At 71.4% G+C, this 16,740-nt stretch carries 15 protein-coding genes; 12 read left to right on the forward strand and 3 right to left on the reverse strand.

Features of this window, described 5'->3' with window-relative positions; translation table 11 throughout:
• Nucleotides 1-80: 80 nt before the first annotated feature.
• On the reverse strand, nucleotides 81-563 hold the full coding sequence (locus QRN89_RS26200; protein WP_290351818.1) for a DUF3093 domain-containing protein: 483 nt from the start codon (nucleotides 561-563) through the stop codon (nucleotides 81-83).
• 58 nt (nucleotides 564-621) lie between these two features.
• Here QRN89_RS26200 and QRN89_RS26205 point away from each other — a divergent pair, with 58 nt between their 5' ends.
• From QRN89_RS26205 to QRN89_RS26240, 8 genes are all read left to right on the forward strand, one after another.
• Complete coding sequence (locus tag QRN89_RS26205; RefSeq protein WP_290351819.1) at nucleotides 622-1,197, forward strand: PaaI family thioesterase; 576 nt, start codon at nucleotides 622-624, stop codon at nucleotides 1,195-1,197.
• Complete coding sequence (dut, locus tag QRN89_RS26210) at nucleotides 1,197-1,718, forward strand: dUTP diphosphatase (protein WP_290351820.1); 522 nt, start codon at nucleotides 1,197-1,199, stop codon at nucleotides 1,716-1,718. Before QRN89_RS26205 ends, dut begins: the two co-directional genes overlap by 1 nt.
• Nucleotide 1,719: 1 nt before the next feature.
• Nucleotides 1,720-2,496 carry a DUF3710 domain-containing protein gene (locus QRN89_RS26215; RefSeq protein ID WP_290351821.1) on the forward strand — a complete coding sequence of 259 codons (777 nt, stop codon included), beginning with the start codon at nucleotides 1,720-1,722 and terminating at the stop codon, nucleotides 2,494-2,496.
• 194 nt (nucleotides 2,497-2,690) lie between these two features.
• Nucleotides 2,691-3,392: an ABC transporter ATP-binding protein gene (locus QRN89_RS26220; RefSeq protein WP_290351822.1), complete on the forward strand. Its 702-nt coding sequence runs from the start codon at nucleotides 2,691-2,693 to the stop codon at nucleotides 3,390-3,392.
• 189 nt (nucleotides 3,393-3,581) lie between these two features.
• The gene (locus QRN89_RS26225) at nucleotides 3,582-6,125 is read left to right on the forward strand and encodes an ATP-binding protein (protein ID WP_290351823.1); all 2,544 of its coding nucleotides are present in this window, start codon (nucleotides 3,582-3,584) and stop codon (nucleotides 6,123-6,125) included.
• 49 nt (nucleotides 6,126-6,174) lie between these two features.
• A complete protein-coding gene (locus QRN89_RS26230; RefSeq protein WP_290351824.1) occupies nucleotides 6,175-6,861 on the forward strand; it encodes a response regulator in 687 nt (228 codons plus the stop codon).
• Between the two features lie 163 nt (nucleotides 6,862-7,024).
• Nucleotides 7,025-7,432 (forward strand): OB-fold nucleic acid binding domain-containing protein, encoded by a 408-nt coding sequence (locus tag QRN89_RS26235; RefSeq protein WP_290351825.1) that lies wholly within the window; start codon nucleotides 7,025-7,027, stop codon nucleotides 7,430-7,432.
• A gap of 3 nt (nucleotides 7,433-7,435) precedes the next feature.
• The gene (locus QRN89_RS26240; RefSeq protein ID WP_290351826.1) at nucleotides 7,436-8,179 is read left to right on the forward strand and encodes a DUF3159 domain-containing protein; all 744 of its coding nucleotides are present in this window, start codon (nucleotides 7,436-7,438) and stop codon (nucleotides 8,177-8,179) included.
• 160 nt (nucleotides 8,180-8,339) lie between these two features.
• On the opposite strand, the gene QRN89_RS26245 is transcribed toward QRN89_RS26240, so the two are convergent.
• Together QRN89_RS26245 and QRN89_RS26250 are read right to left on the reverse strand one after the other, a co-directional pair.
• The gene (locus QRN89_RS26245; protein ID WP_290351827.1) at nucleotides 8,340-9,023 is read right to left on the reverse strand and encodes a potassium channel family protein; all 684 of its coding nucleotides are present in this window, start codon (nucleotides 9,021-9,023) and stop codon (nucleotides 8,340-8,342) included.
• Nucleotides 9,023-9,691: a potassium channel family protein gene (locus tag QRN89_RS26250; RefSeq protein WP_290351828.1), complete on the reverse strand. Its 669-nt coding sequence runs from the start codon at nucleotides 9,689-9,691 to the stop codon at nucleotides 9,023-9,025. Before QRN89_RS26250 ends, QRN89_RS26245 begins: the two co-directional genes overlap by 1 nt.
• 295 nt (nucleotides 9,692-9,986) lie before the next feature.
• Here QRN89_RS26250 and QRN89_RS26255 point away from each other — a divergent pair, with 295 nt between their 5' ends.
• The 4 genes from QRN89_RS26255 to argF all read left to right on the forward strand — a co-directional run bounded on the left by QRN89_RS26255 (nucleotide 9,987) and on the right by argF (nucleotide 16,740).
• Nucleotides 9,987-12,035 (forward strand): APC family permease, encoded by a 2,049-nt coding sequence (locus QRN89_RS26255; protein ID WP_290351830.1) that lies wholly within the window; start codon nucleotides 9,987-9,989, stop codon nucleotides 12,033-12,035.
• A 126-nt stretch (nucleotides 12,036-12,161) separates the two neighbouring features.
• Complete coding sequence (locus tag QRN89_RS26260) at nucleotides 12,162-13,490, forward strand: class I SAM-dependent RNA methyltransferase (protein ID WP_290351831.1); 1,329 nt, start codon at nucleotides 12,162-12,164, stop codon at nucleotides 13,488-13,490.
• A 958-nt stretch (nucleotides 13,491-14,448) separates the two neighbouring features.
• Nucleotides 14,449-15,672, forward strand: coding sequence for an arginine deiminase (locus QRN89_RS26265; protein WP_290351832.1), 1,224 nt, complete (start codon nucleotides 14,449-14,451; stop codon nucleotides 15,670-15,672).
• 66 nt (nucleotides 15,673-15,738) lie between these two features.
• Entirely contained in the window at nucleotides 15,739-16,740 is a 1,002-nt protein-coding gene (gene argF / locus QRN89_RS26270) for an ornithine carbamoyltransferase (RefSeq protein ID WP_290351833.1), read from the forward strand.

Here is a 16,740-nt window from a genome sequence, read left to right on the forward strand (position 1 = left end):
GGACGCTGCGGGGCCGGGTCGTCCGTCCGGGGCGCCGAAGGAGCAGCCCGGACCGTGTCGGGCCCGCCCGTCCGCCGGCCTCAGTGCTCCCCGGCGGATCGGAGCGCCGCGATCAGGCCCTGCGGGTCCCGGGTCGACAGGTACAGGTACGGCGTCGGGTCCTCCGGGTCCGTGACCGGCACCCGAACCGCCGTCGGCACGTAGCTGCGCAGCAGCATGAAGGCGCGCGGATCCGCCTTGTGGGAACGCCAGGCCCGCGCCTCCTCGGCCTCCAGGGCCTCGGGCTCGCCGAGCGCCGGGACGGGGATCCGGGCGTCGCCCGCCACCAGCGAGTCCGCCACCACCCGGATCCGGGCGGACCCGTACGAGCTGACACCGGCCGCCGCGAGCGCGCCCGCCGCGATCAGGCCGCCCAGCATGGGCACCGGACCCAGCGGAAGGAGGACCAGGCCGCCCGAGACCGCCACCAGAACGGTGATCAGCCACCAGGAGCGGGGGGCGGTGAGACGCTCGTCGTAACGGGGTGCCGCGGGGGAGCCGGACGGTGTGGCGGAGGGCTGCATGAACCCAAGCTTGGCACGGTGCGACCAGCAGGTTGCCCCGCGGGTAAGGTCTGCGCCTGTGAGTACTGCACTGACCCCTCCCGACGACGCCGCGGCGCCGGTCCGGCACCCCGACGCGCCCGCTCCCGGTGAGCTCCTCGGCGCGCACTACGAGCACTGCTTCGGCTGCGGTGGCGGACAGCCCCACGGGCTGCACCTGGAGGCACGGGCGGGCGAGGGCGTCAGTCTCACCGCCGAGTTCACCGTGACCCCCGCTCACCAGGGGGCGCCCGGCCTCGCCCACGGCGGCGTCCTGGCCACCGCGCTCGACGAGACGCTCGGCTCGCTCAACTGGCTGCTGCGGGTGATCGCGGTGACCGGACGGCTGGAGACCGACTTCGTCCGTCCCGTGCCCGTGGACACGGTGCTGTTCCTCGAGGCCGAGGTCACCGCGGTCGCCGGCCGCAAGATCTACTCCCGGGCCACGGGACGGATCGGCGGCCCGGAGGGACCCGTGGCCGTCCGCGCCGAGGCCCTCTTCATCGAAGTCAAGGTCGACCACTTCATCGACAACGGCCGCCCGGAGGAGATCCAGGCGGCCATGGCCGACCCCGACCAGGTCAGGCGCGCCCGCGCCTTCGAGGTGAACCCCTGATGCGCAATCCCGTCGACGTACTCATCCGGCGCGTGGACCCGGAGGTACCGATTCCGCAATACGGACATCCGGGCGATGCGGGTGTCGATCTGGTGACCACCCGGGCCGCCGAGCTGGCGCCCGGGGAGCGCACCGTCCTGCCGACCGGGGTGTCGATCGCACTCCCGGACGGGTACGCGGCCTTCGTGCACCCGAGGTCCGGTCTGGCGGCCCGCTGCGGACTGGCGCTCGTGAATGCCCCGGGGACGGTGGATGCCGGGTACCGTGGGGAGATCAAGGTGATCGTGGTCAATCTGGACCCGCGCGAGAGCGTGCGGTTCGAGCGGTTCGACCGGATTGCTCAACTGGTCGTCCAGCAGGTCGAGAAGGTGCGCTTCCACGAGGTGGCGGAGCTTCCCGGCTCGGCGCGGGCCGAGGGGGGCTTCGGGTCCACCGGCGGTCATGCCGCCGTGGACGGACCGGGCGGCTCACAGGGTGGGAATCGATACGCTTCGGTCGTATCCGACCGGGAAGGACAGTGACGTGTTCGGACGTCGCAAGAAGAGCAGTCCCGCTGGGGAGACAGCGGACGTGGCGGGCGAGGCCGAGCAGGTCGTCGACGAGCTCGACACGGACGACGCGGCGGAGCAGGACGAGCCCCGCCGGGTGAACCTTCCGCCGGCGCCGCGGCCCGACGGCCCCTGGGACGTCTCCGAGGTCTCCCGGCCCGAGGAGGGCCGCGTGGACCTGGGTGGTCTGTACGTGCCCGGGGTCGAGGGCATGGAGCTGCGCGTGGAGGTCGCGGGCGACGCGATCGTGGCGGCCACGATCGTGCTGCGCGACAGCGCGATCCAGCTGCAGGCCTTCGCAGCGCCCAAGAAGGAAGGCATCTGGGGCGAGGTCCGGGAGGAGATCGCCTCCGGCATCACCCAGCAGGGCGGCATCATCGACGAGGTCGAGGGCTCCCTCGGCTGGGAGCTGCGGGCCCAGGTCCCGGTCCAGCTGCCCGACGGCACCGGCGGCGTGCAGCTGGTGCGCTTCGTCGGCGTGGACGGACCGCGCTGGTTCCTGCGCGGAGTGATCTCCGGCCAGGGAGCCGTGCAGCCACAGGCCGCGGGCCTGCTGGAGCAGATCTTCCGGGACACGGTCGTCGTCCGCGGCGAGGGACCGATGGCTCCCCGCGACCCGATCGTCCTGAAGCTGCCGAACGACGCGCAGATGGTGCCCGAGGGCGTCCAGCAGGAGGAGCAGGAGACGTCGCGCTTCTCCGGCGGCATGGGACAGCTGCAGCGCGGCCCGGAGATCACCGAGGTGCGCTGACGCGGACACCCCACGGCGACGGCCGTGGACCGTGCGGTGGGCCGCACCCCGAGGCGGGGTGCGGCCCATCCGCCGTTCAACCTCCTTGCTCCCCGGGGCCGTTCCCGCTGATACTGATCGGTCGTCCCGGGCGGCGGGGGAGCCGGGGACGCAGGGGACCGGCGGGGCCGGTGAGGCGACGGGGAGGGAACCGCATGGCCGACAGGCCGATGGTGCGCGTCGAGGATCTGCACCGCTCGTACGGCACCGGGGCCGCCGCCGTCCACGCCCTGCGCGGGGTGTCGTTCGAGGTCCCGCGCGGTGAGCTGGTCGCTCTGAGGGGCCGGTCCGGCTCGGGCAAGACCACGCTGCTCAATCTGGTCGGCGGGCTCGACAGCCCGGACCGGGGCACGATCACCGTCGACGGCACGGACCTGTCGGGACTCGGCGAGGACGGCCTGCTGGCGCTGCGGCGCGACCGTATCGGCTTCGTCTTCCAGTCCTTCGGGCTGATCCCCATCCTCACCGCCGCCGAGAACGTCGGGGTGCCGATGCGGCTGCGCGGCACCGAACCGCGCGAGCGGGAGGAGCGCGTCGGACTGCTGCTCTCGCTCGTCGGCCTCGCCGACCAGGCGGCGCAGCGCCCGGGCGAGCTGTCCGGTGGCCAGCAGCAGCGGGTCGCCGTCGCCCGCGCCCTCGCCAACCGTCCGGCGCTGCTGATCGCCGACGAGCCCACCGGGCAGCTGGACGCCGAGACCGGCCTCGCCGTGATGGAGCTGCTGCGCGCGGTCGTCCGCAGCGAGGGCGTCACGGCCCTCGTCGCCACGCACGACGCCCAGCTGCTGGGCCTCGCCGACCGGGTGCTGGCCCTGAGCGACGGCGAGATCACCGAGGACCGAGCCGCCGTGCGGTCCTGACCGGCGGAGCCGCCACCGAGCCGCCGTGCGCTCCCGACCAGGGGACCCGGGCGCATCAGAATCGCGTCAATACGCCCCCTGGCAGAGCCGGCGGTCCGATCTGTCCGATTTCCTGGATGTAGCTTCGACAGGGCGTCCACGGCGGGCGCAGCAGCCGGTGCCCGGCTGCCGGTGAAGGACAATGAGGCCATGGCGCGCGGCAAGCTACGCATCTATCTCGGGGCCGCACCGGGCGTGGGCAAGACCTACGCGATGCTCTCCGAGGCGCACCGGCGCGTCGAGCGGGGCACGGACTGCGTCGTCGGCTTCGTGGAGCACCACGACCGGCCGCGGACCGAGGTCATGCTGCACGGCCTGGAGCAGATTCCCCGCCGCGAGCTCGCCTACCGGGACGCCGTCTTCACCGAGATGGACGTGGACGCCGTCCTGGCCCGCCGGCCCGCCGTCGCGCTCGTGGACGAACTGGCCCACACCAACGTGCCGGGCTCGCGCCACACCAAGCGCTGGCAGGACGTCGAGGAGCTCCTCGCCGCCGGCATCGACGTGATCTCGACCGTCAACATCCAGCACCTGGAGTCACTCGGCGACGTCGTCGAGTCGATAACCGGCGTGCGCCAGCGGGAGACCGTCCCCGACGAGGTCGTCCGCCGTGCCGACCAGATCGAGCTGGTCGACATGTCGCCCCAGGCCCTGCGCCGCCGCATGGCGCACGGCAACGTCTACAAGCCCGACAAGGTCGACGCGGCACTGTCCAACTACTTCCGCCCGGGCAATCTCACCGCCCTGCGCGAGCTCGCCCTGCTGTGGGTCGCCGACCGGGTCGACGAATACCTCCAGCAGTACCGCGGCGAGCACAACATCCGCTCGACCTGGCAGGCCCGCGAGCGCATCGTCGTGGGCCTCACCGGCGGCCCCGAGGGGCGCACCCTGATCCGTCGCGCCGCCCGTCTCGCCGAGAAGGGCGCGGGCGGGGAGGTGCTGGCCGTCTACATCGCCCGCAGCGACGGACTCACTTCCGCCTCGCCCAAGGAGCTGGTGCTCCAGCGCACGCTCGTCGAGGACCTCGGCGGCACCTTCCACCACGTCGTCGGCGACGACATCCCCTCCGCGCTGCTGGAGTTCGCGCGCGGGGTCAACGCCACGCAGATCGTCCTCGGCTCCTCGCGCCGCAAGAGCTGGCAGTACATCCTCGGGCCCGGCGTGGGCGCCACCGTCGCCCGGGAGTCAGGGCCCGACCTGGACGTCCACATCGTCACCCACGAGGAGGCCGCCAAGGGCCGCGGACTGCCCGTGGCCCGCGGCGCGCGGCTCGGCCGCTCGCGGATCCTCGCCGGCTGGCTGGTCGGCGTCGCCGGCCCGGTGCTGCTGTCCCTGCTGCTGACGCACATCGACGCGGACCTCGGCCTGGCCAACGACATGCTGCTGTTCCTGTCGCTGACCGTGACCGCGGCGCTCCTCGGCGGTCTGCTGCCGGCCCTCGCGTCCGCAGCCTTCGGCTCCCTGCTGCTGAACTACTACTTCGCGCCGCCGCTGCACCGGTTCACCATCTCCGACCCGAAGAACATCGTCGCCATCGCCGTCTTCTTCTGGGTCGCCGTCGCCGTCGCGTCGGTCGTCGACCTCGCCGCCCGGCGGACCCAGCAGGCGGCCCGGCTGCGCGCCGAGTCCGAGATCCTGTCGTTCCTCGCGGGCAGCGTGCTGCGCGGCGAGACGGCCCTCGACGCCCTGCTGGAGCGGGTGCGTGAGACCTTCGGCATGGAGTCCGTGGCCCTGCTGGAACGCCTGAGCGACGTCGACCCCTGGACCTGTGCGGGCAGTGTCGGACCGCGGCCCGTCGCCCGTCCCGAGGACGCCGACGTGGACATGCCCGTGGGGGAGAACATGGCCCTGGCGCTGTCCGGCCGCGTCCTGCCCGCCGAGGACCGCCGCGTCCTCGGCGCCTTCGCCGCCCAGGCCGCCGTCGTCCTCGAGCGGCAGCGGCTCGTCCACCGTGCGGAGGAGGGCCGCAAACTCGCCGAGGGCAACCGCATCCGCACCGCGCTCCTCGCCGCCGTCAGCCACGATCTGCGCACCCCGCTCGCCGGCATCAAGGCGGCCGTCTCGTCGCTGCGCTCCGACGACGTCGAGTGGTCCGAGGAGGACCGGGCCGAACTCCTCGAGGGCATCGAGGCGGGCGCCGACCGGCTGGACCATCTCGTGGGCAATCTGCTCGACATGTCCCGCCTCCAGACCGGCACCGTCACCCCCCTCATCCGCGGCATCGACCTCGACGAGGTCGTCCCCATGGCCCTCGTCGGCGTCCCGGAGGGCAGCGTCGAGCTGGACATCCCCGAGACCCTGCCGATGGTCCGCATGGACAAGGGCCTGCTGGAGCGGGCCGTCGCCAACATCGTCGAGAACGCCGTCAAGTACAGCCCCGACGCCGTCCCCGTCGTGGTCTCCGCCAGCGCCCACGGCGGCCGGGTCGAGGTACGGGTCGTGGACCGCGGCCGCGGTGTCCCGGACGACGCCAAGGACCGCATCTTCGAGCCTTTCCAGCGCTACGGCGACGCGCCGCGCGGGGCGGGGGTCGGGCTCGGCCTGGCCGTGGCCCGCGGCTTCGTCGAGGCGATGGGCGGCACGCTGGCCGCGGAGGACACCCCCGGCGGCGGGCTGACGATGGTCCTCACCCTCCAGACGGCGCCCGGCGCCACCGCGCCGGACCTCGAGGTCCCCGCCCGGGTCACCGGGTGACCCCGCACACCACCCCGACGAACGGACGAGAGACGGAAGGAAGGCACTCATGACCCGAGTGCTCGTGGTCGACGACGAGCCGCAGATCGTACGCGCCCTCGTGATCAACCTGAAGGCGCGCAAGTACGAGGTCGACGCCGCCCCCGACGGCGCGACGGCACTGCAGCTCGCCGCGGCGCGCCATCCCGACGTCGTCGTCCTGGACCTCGGGCTGCCCGACATGGACGGCGTCGAGGTGATCAAGGGCCTGCGCGGCTGGACCCGTGTGCCGATCCTGGTCCTCTCCGCCCGGCACACCTCCGACGAGAAGGTCGAGGCCCTGGACGCCGGCGCCGACGACTACGTCACCAAGCCGTTCGGCATGGACGAGCTGCTGGCCCGTCTGCGGGCCGCCGTGCGCCGTGCCGAGCCGGCCGGCGGGGACGACGACGAGATCGTGATCGTCGAGACCGAGGGCTTCACCGTCGACCTCGCTGCGAAGAAGGTCAACCGGGACGGCAAGGACGTCCGGCTCACCCCGACCGAGTGGCACCTCCTGGAGGTCCTCGTCCGCAACACCGGCCGTCTGGTCAGCCAGAAGCAGCTGCTCCAGGAGGTGTGGGGGCCCTCGTACGGCACGGAGACCAACTATCTGCGGGTCTACATGGCCCAGCTGCGCCGCAAGCTGGAGGCCGATCCCTCGCACCCCAGGCACTTCGTCACCGAGCCGGGCATGGGCTACCGCTTCGAACGCTGAGGCACCGGCGGGCGCGCGCCGCTGCCCGCGACCGGCCGGGCCGCGACCGGCCGGGCCGCGACCGGCCGGGCCGCGCCCGGCGGCGGCCGGGGCCGCCGGTCCGGCTGATCCGTACCGCTCGGCTCTTGACGGTGCCCGTACATCGTCCCGGTACGCTTTCACCATGAGTGCTGTACCTCGATCCGGGAACGCCGAGAAGCCGGCAGGCCGCTTCCGGCGGATGCTCGACCGTCTGTCCAGCTCCCAGCAGGAACTCGAGTCCGCGGAGCTCAAGGAGGACGCGCAGGCATCGGGTTGCACGCCGATCTGCGACTGCGGCGACCGGCAGATCGTGAAGGTGACTGGTACCTTGCGCACGGTCACCCTGCGTCCGCGGGCCGGTGTCCCGGCCCTGGAGGCTGAGCTCTTCGACGGCTCCGCCGCCCTGGACGTGGTGTGGCTGGGCCGGCGCTCCATCGTGGGCATCGAACCGGGCCGCAAGATGATCGCCTCCGGCCGGATCTCCATGAGCCACGGCCGGCGGGTGCTGTTCAATCCCAAATACGAGCTCCGACCGCTCGGACAGGAGTAGCCGGTGACGTCCCTCGACAAGCCGAACACGCAGGAACAGGACGACGGCCACGGCCGGCACGCCAAGGCCGTGACCGAGGCGGCCCTGTTCGAGGCCTTCGGCGGCATCCGGGGCACGGTCGAGACGGTCCTGCCCGGACTGATCTTCGTCACGATCTACACGATCAACAAGGACCTGCACCTCTCGGCCATCGCGGCCCTCGGGCTGTCCCTGGTGCTCGTCGCCGTCCGGCTCGTCCGCCGGGACACCGTGAAGCACGCCTTCAGCGGCGTCTTCGGCGTCGCCTTCGGTGTGGTCTTCGCGATGATGACCGGCAACGCGAAGGACTTCTACCTGCCGGGCATGCTGTACACACTCGGCCTCGCCCTCGCGTACATCATCACGACCCTGGCGGGCGTCCCCCTGATCGGTCTCATCCTGGGACCGGTCTTCAAGGAGAACCTCTCCTGGCGCACCCGCAACCCCGGCCGCAAGAAGGCCTACGCCAAGGCCAGCTGGGCCTGGGGCCTGATCCTGCTCGCCAAGTGCGCGATCCTCTTCCCGCTCTACTGGTGGGCCGACACGGCCCAGCTGGGCTGGGTGCTGGTCACGCTCAAGATCCCGCCGTTCCTGCTGGCGGTCTATCTGACCTGGGTCTTCCTGGCCAAGGCTCCGCCGCCGATCGACGTCTTCGCCGAGATGGAGGAGCAGGAGCGCGCCGAGGAGGCCCGCAAGGCGGCCGCGGCCCGGGAGAGCGGCGAGGCGTAGCCTGCCGGGCGAACCGCTCAGCACGCAGCCGTCACACCGGCAGCCCGGCGTACACCCCGGGCAGTGCCGCAGGGCCGGAGACAGCGAATCGCCGGACGGACCGGGACACCCGGCACGTCCGGCGATTCGGCGTCGAGGCCACCGCGGTGCGCGCCGCGTGTCAGCCCGTGGTCGTCGGGTCCTCGCGGCGGACCGACAGCAGGTCCTCCAGCTGCTCCTCACGCGCCTGGGCGGCCACGAAGAGGAGTTCGTCACCCGGCTCCAGGGTCTCCTCGTTGTGCGGGGTGAGCACCCGGGGACCGCGGATGATCGTCACCAGCGAGGTGTCCTCGGGCCACGCCACATCGCCCACCTGCGTGCCGGCCAGCGCCGACTCCGGCGGCAGGGTCAGCTCCACGAGGTTCGCGTCCCCGTGGCTGAAACGCAGCAGTCGCACCAGGTCGCCGACGCTCACGGCCTCCTCGACCAGCGCCGACATCAACCGAGGCGTGGACACCGCGACATCGACGCCCCACGACTCGCTGAACAGCCACTCGTTCTTGGGGTTGTTCACCCGGGCCACCACGCGCGGCACCCCGTACTCGGTCTTCGCGAGCAGGGAGACGACCAGGTTCACCTTGTCGTCGCCCGTGGCCGCGATCACCACGTTGCAGCGCTGCAGCGCCGCCTCGTCCAGCGACGTGATCTCACAGGCGTCGGCCAGCAGCCACTCCGCCTGCGGCACCCGCTCCACGGAGATGGCGGTGGGCGCCTTGTCGATCAGAAGGACCTCGTGCCCGTTCTCCAGCAGCTCGCCCGCGATGGAACGCCCCACCGCGCCGGCCCCGGCAATCGCGACCCGCATCAGTGACCGCCCTCCTCGGGACCCTGGGCGAACGCCGCCTCGACCTTCTCGATCTCCTCCGTGCGCATCATCACGTGCACCAGATCGCCTTCCTGCAGCACGGTCTGCGAGGTCGGCAGGACCGCCTCGCCCAGGCGGGTGAGGAACGCGACCCGCACACCCGTCTCCTCCTGCAGCCGGCTCACCTTGTGGCCGATCCACGCCGGGGAGGTGTGCACCTCGGCGAGCTGCACGGCGCCGCTCGGGTCCCGCCACAGCTCCTCTGCCCCGGAGGGCAGCAGCCGGCGGAGCATCTGGTCCGCGGTCCAGCGGACCGTCGCCACGGTGGGAATGCCCAGCCGCTGGTAGACCTCGGCTCGCCGCGGGTCGTAGATGCGGGCCGCCACGTTCTCGATCCCGAACATCTCACGGGCGACACGCGCGGCGATGATGTTGGAATTGTCACCGCTGCTGACCGCCGCGAACGCGCCGGCCTCCTCGATGCCCGCCTCGCGGAGCGTGTCCTGGTCGAACCCGACGCCGGTGACCCGGCGCCCCCCGAACCCGGAGCCCAGACGACGGAAGGCGGTGGGGTCCTGGTCGACGACGGCGACCGTGTGCCCCTGTTGCTCCAGGGTCTGCGCGAGCGCCGCTCCGACGCGCCCGCAGCCCATGATCACGATGTGCACCTATCTACCCCGCAGTCCTGGTCATCACGGTGACCTGTGCAAACACCCTGCTCACTCTTCTCTCTCGGCTCTGCCGGGCAACGATGGGGCATCAGTGTGCGGTTGTCGCCCCAGACGAGCTTATGCCGCACCACCCGCGTTGCCCGCATCCGCGGTGCCGCTACCGGCGGTGGCACCGGATGTCGTGGCACTGCGTACTCGCTCCGTTGCCGCAGCGTGGCCGCCGGGAGGCGATTTCGTGGCGGAGGACCCCACGGGTGGGCGCCGCCGAGAGGAACCCCTTACGATCCTCTCCGTGTCCAAACTGACCGACCTGCCCAAACGGATCCTGATCGGCCGGGCGCTGCGGAGCGACAGGCTGGGCGAGACGCTCCTGCCGAAGCGCATCGCACTCCCCGTCTTCGCCTCCGACCCGCTGTCCTCGGTGGCGTACGCACCCGGGGAGGTGCTGCTCGTCCTCTCGATCGCGGGTGTGTCGGCCTACCAGTACAGCCCCTGGATCGCGGCCGCGGTCGTGGTCCTGATGTTCACCGTCGTCGCCTCGTACCGGCAGAACGTCCACGCGTACCCGAGCGGCGGCGGCGACTACGAGGTCGCGAACACCAACCTCGGCCCGCGGGCCGGCCTCACCGTCGCCAGCGCCCTGCTCGTCGACTACGTCCTCACCGTGGCCGTGTCGATCTCCTCCGGAGTGGAGAACCTCGGCTCCGCGGTCCACTTCGTGATCGAGCACAAGGTGCTCAGCGCCGTCGTCATAATCCTGCTGCTGACGCTGATGAACCTGCGCGGTGTGAGGGAGTCCGGGAAGCTCTTCGCGATCCCGACGTACGTCTTCGTCTTCGGCGTCTTCACCATGATCGCCTGGGGCGCCTTCAAGGGCCTCGTCCTCGACGACACCATGCGCGCCCCCACCGCGGACCTGGAGATCAAACCGGAGCAGGAGGGCCTGGCCGGGTTCGCCATGGTGTTCCTGCTGCTGCGCGCCTTCTCCTCCGGCTGTGCCGCGCTCACCGGCGTCGAGGCCATCAGCAACGGCGTCCCCGCCTTCCGCAAGCCCAAGAGCCGGAACGCCGCCACGACGCTGCTGCTCATGGGCGGGCTCGCGGTCACCATGTTCTGCGGAATCATCGGCCTGGCCATGGCCAGCGACGTACGGATGGCCGAGAACCCCGCCCACGACCTCATCCGCGACGGACAGCCGGTCGGCGCCGGCTACGTCCAGGACCCGGTGATCTCGCAGGTGGCTGCGGCCGTCTTCGGCGAGCACTCGTTCTTCTTCGTGCTCCTCGCCGCGGCCACCGCCCTCGTCCTCTTCCTGGCGGCCAACACCGCGTACAACGGCTTCCCGCTGCTCGGCTCGATCCTCGCGCAGGACCGGTACCTGCCGCGACAGCTGCACACCCGCGGCGACCGGCTCGCCTTCTCCAACGGCATCGTGCTGCTCGCCGGCGCGGCCATGCTGCTGGTCTGGATCTACGACGCCGACTCCACCAAGCTGATCCAGCTCTACATCGTCGGCGTCTTCGTCTCCTTCACGCTCAGCCAGACCGGCATGGTCCGGCACTGGAACCGTCATCTGAGGACGGAGCGGGACCCGGCCGTACGGCGCCACATGATCCGCTCCCGGGCGATCAACGCCTTCGGCGCCTTCTTCACCGGTCTCGTCCTGGTCGTCGTCCTCGTCACCAAGTTCACGCACGGCGCCTGGGTGGCGCTCCTGGGCATGGTGATCTTCTACGGGACGATGTCGGCGATCCGCCGCCACTACGACCGGGTGTCGGACGAGATCGCCGCACCCGACGAGCCCTCCGACGACAGCGTGCGGCCCTCCCGGGTCCACTCCATCGTGCTGGTCTCCAAGGTCCACCGGCCTACGCTGCGGGCCCTCGCCTACGCCAAGCTCATGCGCTCCGACAAACTGGAGGCGCTCAGCATCGACGTCGACCCCGCGGAGACGAAGGCGCTCAAGGAGGAGTGGGACCGGCGCGGCATCAACGTCCCGCTGAAGATCCTCCACTCGCCCTACCGCGAGATCACCCGGCCGATCATCGAGTACGTCAAGAGCCTGCGGCGGGAGAGTCCGCGCGACGCCGTCAGCGTGATCATCCCCGAGTACGTGGTCGGCCACTGGTGGGAGCACCTGCTGCACAACCAGAGCGCCCTGCGCCTCAAGGGCCGGCTGCTGTTCACCCCGGGCGTCATGGTCACCTCCGTGCCCTACCAGCTCCAGTCCTCCGAGCTGGCGAAGAAGCGGGCCAGGAGGCGGCAGGAGTGGAGCGCGCCCGGATCCGTGCGCCGCGGACCAGTGAACGAGCGGGGCAAGGAGCCCAGCAGCAGGAGCTGACCCACCGGGCGGAGGGACCGGGTACCGGCGGCACGGGCCGGGGCACCCTCCCGCCCACGTAGACTGGGGGGCTGTCGTCCGCGGACGGACGACAGCCCCCTCTCGTATCCCTGGAGTCACCCCGCCATGCCGAACGCTTCCGATGCCTCGCTCGTCGGGGAGGAGTACGAGGTCGAGGTCGGCCCCGTCGCGCACGGCGGGCACTGCATCGCCCGTACCGACGCCGGCCGGGTCCTCTTCGTCCGGCACGCGCTCCCCGGCGAGAAGGTCCTCGCCCGCGTCACCGAGGGCGAGGAGGGCTCCCGCTATCTGCGAGCCGACGCCGTGCGCGTCCTGGAGGCGTCGAAGGACCGCATCGAGGCGCCGTGCCCGTACGCGGGGCCCGGACGCTGCGGTGGCTGCGACTGGCAGCACGCCAAGCCGGGCGCGCAGCGGCGCTTCAAGGGCGAGGTCGTCGCGGAGCAGCTGAAGCGGCTCGCCGGCCTCACCCCGGAGGAGGCCGGCTGGGACGGCACCGTCATGCCGGCGGAGGGCGACAAGCTGCCCGCGGGCGAGGTCCCGGCCTGGCGGACGCGGGTGCAGTACGCCGTCGACACGGAGGGCCGGGCGGGGCTGCGCAGGCACCGCTCCCACGAGGTGGAACCGGTCGAGCACTGCATGATCGCGGCGCCCGGCGTCTCCGAACTCGGCATCGAGAAGCGGAACTGGGAGGGCATGGCCTCGATCGAGGCCATCGCCGCGACGGGGTCCCAGGACCGCCAGGTGGTCCTCACCCCGCGACCCGGCGCCCGGCTCCCGATCGTGGAACTCGACAGGCCGGTCTCCGTCCTGCGCGTCCACGAGGGCGACGGAAGCGTCCACCGCGTCCACGGCCGCCCCTTCGTCCGCGAGCGCGCCGACGACCGCACGTACCGTGTCGGCATGGGCGGCTTCTGGCAGGTCCACCCGAAGGCGGCCCAGACGCTCGTCGAGGCCGTGATGCAGGGACTCCTGCCGCGCAAGGGCGACACCGCGCTCGATCTCTACTGCGGCGTCGGCCTGTTCGCGGGCGCCATCGCCCAACGCGTCGGCGAGAAGGGCGCGGTGCTCGGCATCGAGTCCGGCAAGCGCGCGGTGGAGGACGCCCGCCACAACCTCCAGGACCTGCCGCGGGTCCGCATCGAACACGGCAAGGTCGAGTCCGTCCTGCCCCGCACCGGCATCACCGAGGCCGACCTCGTCGTCCTCGACCCGCCCCGCGCGGGCGCCGGCCGCTCCACCGTCGAGTACGTCTCGGGCCTCGGCGCCCGCCGCATCGCGTACGTCGCCTGCGACCCGGCGGCCCTGGCACGGGACTTGGCGTACTTCCGCGAGAACGGCTACCGGCCGCGGACGCTGCGGGCGTTCGACCTGTTTCCGATGACGCACCACGTGGAGTGCGTCGCCATCCTCGAACCGGCCGCAAAGGGATCCTGAACTGCGGTTTTACGCGTGCGCATTATGTGCGTTGTGGGTGTTACGGGCGGCATCTTGACGCTGGAATGACGCTCGTGACGCTCATTCGACCATCGTCCTGATGGTGTGTCAGGCGTGGGGTTGCGCTGGTCAGGGGTCTGACGGCGCCGATGCAGCCGGGTTGCCGAGGATTTCCCTGCGGACGCCTCCTGCCCGAGGTGCGGACGGTGAGGTCGTCAGCCCGGGTGGACCACGTTCCACCATCGAGCCGGGCGACTGCTTCACCCCGCGGTCGGGCCTCCCAGGACGGGACGCACCGACGGCACCCGGCGCGGACGTGCGGCTCCTGCCGTGCGCGACGCACCGCACCGAGCAGAGGCCTACGCCGTCTTCCGGCTGCCTGAGCAGGACCGGGCCCCCGGGCGGGACGAGGTCGTGGCACTGCCCGGCCGCAGGCCCACGAAAGACACAACGGGGGCCATCGGGGGTGGCGCGAGCGGTGCGGGCGGCCATGGTGGTCGGGGGTCCGCGCGGGTGGTAGGCGCGGGGCGCCGGTGCTGCGGAAGGATCCGTCCGGGGGCGGCGTGGCGCGGCATTCATGGCGCCTGGTCGGCCCAGGTTCCGTCACGCACGCCGGCTGCACCACTGCGGGTCCCCCGTGGTCGTGGTACCGCGAAGAGGCGCGCAGTGGAGCAGGCCGCCAGGGCACTGCGGGGCCAGCGGGGCCGATGCACACAGACCGTGCATCCGTGCGCCTGTCCTTCCGTCCGGCACCCAGAGCCGAAGGGCCCTGCGGCCTCGGCCCAACGGGCCCTCACCGCCGGTACCGCACGGCCTGCCACCGGGGACTGTTGCCGTCCGGGTTCAGTCGGCCGCGAGTGACAGGGTTCAAGTGCTCCCCGGGCGTCACGCGGACGCCGGGGAGCACGTCATGTGCCCTGCTTCCGCGGCACTTCGAAACCGACCCTACGGGGGTCCCATGTCTTTTCACGTCGACTCCGAGACGGGCCGTCTGAAGCAGGTCATCCTGCACCGGCCGGACTTGGAACTGAAACGGCTCACTCCCACGAACAAGGACGCGCTCCTCTTCGACGACGTGCTGTGGGTCAAGCGCGCCCGCGAGGAGCACGACGCCTTCGCCGACACGCTGCGCGACCGTGGAGTGCGTGTCCATCTCTTCGCGGACCTGCTGACCGAGACGCTGGCACTGCCCGCCGCCCGGCAGCTGATCGTGGATCGCGTCTGCGACGAGCGCGAGTTCGGGGCCTTGGCCACCGACCACTTCCGCGCCTATTTCGACTCCCTTGAGCCGACCGCGCTGACCGCCTGCCTCATCGGTGGTGTCACCAAGGGTGAACTGCTCGAGCGCGTCGGGGCCACACCGAGTGTCCGGCTCCATGCCCTGGCGCCCGACGACTTCCTCGTCGCACCGCTGCCCAACCACCTGTTCACGCGCGACACATCGTGCTGGGTGTACGACGGGGTGAGCATCAACCCGATGAGCAAGCGGGCCCGCCGCCGCGAAACGGTCCACTTCGAGGCCATCTACCGCCACCACCCCCTCTTCGACAAGGGCGAGTTCCACCGATGGACGGACGGTGAAGGGGCCTACCCCGCCACCATCGAGGGGGGCGACGTCCTTGTCATCGGCAACGGCGCCGTGCTCGTCGGCATGAGCGAGCGCACCACCCCGCAGGCCGTGGAGAACCTGGCCCTGCGCATGTTCGCCGCGGGCTCCGCCCGGCGGGTGGTGGCGATCAACATGCCCAGGCGCCGCAGCTTCATGCACCTGGACACCGTGATGACGATGGTCAGCGGTGACACCTTCACCCGTTACGCCGGCCTGGGCATGCTGCCGACGTCCACGATCGAACCCGGCACGGGCGGGCAGGGACTGAGGATCACGGACCACGCACCCGAGTACATGGACCAGGCCGTCGCGGACGCCCTGGGCCTGCCATCCATCAACGTGCTCACACCCAGCCAGGACGTGCGCTCCGCCGAGCGGGAGCAATGGGACGACGGCTGCAACGTGCTGGCCGTGGAACCCGGGGTGGTCGTCGCCTACGAGCGCAACGTCACCACCAACACCTACCTGCGCAAGAACGGGATCGAGGTCGTCACCGTACGCGGCAGCGAGCTCGGCCGAGGCCGTGGCGGCCCTCGGTGCATGAGCTGCCCCATCGAACGAGAAGCCGGCTGACGCCCCCGGCGCCCGGACACTCCCACTCTGCCATACCCCCTGACACCCGCCCCAAGGAGCCAGAGCATGACCGTCGACCTGAGCCACCGCACCTTCCTCAAGGAACTCGACTTCACCCCGGAGGAGTTCCGCCACCTCCTGGAGCTGTCCGCGCGGATCAAAGCGGACCGCCGCAGCGGTTGCGAGGAGCAGAGGCTGCGCGGCAGGAACATCGCCGTCATCTTCGAGAAGACCTCGACCAGGACCCGCTGCGCGTTCGAAGTGGCCGCCCACCAGCAGGGCGCGCACGTGACGTACCTGGAGCCCTCGAGCTCACAGCTCGGACACAAGGAATCGATCAAGGACACCGCCCGGGTGCTGGGTCGCTACTACGACGGCATCGAATACCGGGGCAGCGACCAGCGCCTGGTGGAGGAGCTGGCCGAGTACGCCGGCGTGCCGGTGTGGAACGGGCTGACCGACCAGTGGCATCCCACCCAGTCGCTCGCCGACGTGCTCACCATGTGGGAGCACACCGACAAGCCGCTGCACCAGGTGTCCTTCGCCTACCTGGGGGACGCCCGGAACAACGTCGGCAACTCCCTGCTGATCACCGGGGCCATGCTCGGCATGGACGTACGCATGGTCGGCCCCAGCTCCCTGCACAACGCCCCGGAGATGGTGGACGTGGCACGCGAGGTGGCAGCCGGCACCGGCGCGCGGATCACGCTCACCGAGGACGTGGCCGAGGGCGTGGCCGGGGTCGACTTCGTCTACACCGACGTCTGGCTGTCGATGGGGGAGCCGCCGGAGCTGTGGGACGAACGCATCGCCCTGCTCAAGCCGTACCAGGTGACCTCCGCCGTCCTTCAGGCGACCGGGAACCCGCGGGTGAAGTTCATGCACTGCCTTCCGGCCTTCCACAACGGCGACACCACCGTCGGCGCCAAGATCGCCGCCCGCACCGGCATGACCGCGCTGGAGGTCACCGACGAGGTCTTCGAGTCCTCCCACTCCATCGTGTTCGACCAGGCCGAAAACCGGCTCCACACCATCAAGGCGGTTCTCGTCGCCACCCTCGCCGACTGA

This window comes from Streptomyces sp. HUAS CB01 (assembly GCF_030406905.1).
GTDB lineage: Bacteria > Actinomycetota > Actinomycetes > Streptomycetales > Streptomycetaceae > Streptomyces > Streptomyces chengbuensis.

Coding starts and splice junctions, on each gene's coding strand:
- QRN89_RS26265 (WP_290351832.1), top strand. CDS start 14,449: ATGTCTTTTCACGTCGACTCCGAGACGGGCCGTCTGAAGCAGGTCATC.
- QRN89_RS26230 (WP_290351824.1), top strand. CDS start 6,175: ATGACCCGAGTGCTCGTGGTCGACGACGAGCCGCAGATCGTACGCGCC.
- QRN89_RS26200 (WP_290351818.1), bottom strand. CDS start 563: ATGCAGCCCTCCGCCACACCGTCCGGCTCCCCCGCGGCACCCCGTTAC.
- QRN89_RS26225 (WP_290351823.1), top strand. CDS start 3,582: ATGGCGCGCGGCAAGCTACGCATCTATCTCGGGGCCGCACCGGGCGTG.
- QRN89_RS26220 (WP_290351822.1), top strand. CDS start 2,691: ATGGCCGACAGGCCGATGGTGCGCGTCGAGGATCTGCACCGCTCGTAC.
- QRN89_RS26260 (WP_290351831.1), top strand. CDS start 12,162: ATGCCGAACGCTTCCGATGCCTCGCTCGTCGGGGAGGAGTACGAGGTC.
- dut (WP_290351820.1), top strand. CDS start 1,197: ATGCGCAATCCCGTCGACGTACTCATCCGGCGCGTGGACCCGGAGGTA.
- argF (WP_290351833.1), top strand. CDS start 15,739: ATGACCGTCGACCTGAGCCACCGCACCTTCCTCAAGGAACTCGACTTC.
- QRN89_RS26245 (WP_290351827.1), bottom strand. CDS start 9,023: ATGCGGGTCGCGATTGCCGGGGCCGGCGCGGTGGGGCGTTCCATCGCG.
- QRN89_RS26235 (WP_290351825.1), top strand. CDS start 7,025: ATGAGTGCTGTACCTCGATCCGGGAACGCCGAGAAGCCGGCAGGCCGC.